This is a genomic window from Leifsonia sp. HAY1-4F (assembly GCF_056755275.1).
Genome location: NZ_JBNDHX010000507.1, coordinates 1 through 221 on the forward strand (window position 1 = coordinate 1; position 221 = coordinate 221).

Annotated in this window: 1 pseudogene; it reads left to right on the top strand. The window is 67.4% G+C overall.

Annotation, left to right across the window (positions count from 1 at the left end):
* Window positions 1–99: 99 nt before the first annotated feature.
* Window positions 100–221: pseudogene (locus ACPYOG_RS20315) on the top strand (hypothetical protein); the annotation flags it as partial.

Here is a 221-nt window from a genome sequence, read left to right on the forward strand (position 1 = left end):
CCCCCCCCCCCCCCCCCCCCCCCCTCCCACCCCAGCCCCCCCCCCCCCAGATTAGCGAGTGTCTCGTGGGCTCGGAGATGTGTATAAGAGACAGTCCTAGCGGATGACGGCTTCAGCGACGACGAGGCCGTCGACTGGCTTCTCGCCGAGGAGGAGAGCCTCGGCGTCTTCGGCGATGCGGACGCTGTCTCTTATACACATCTGACGCTGCCGACGACGGA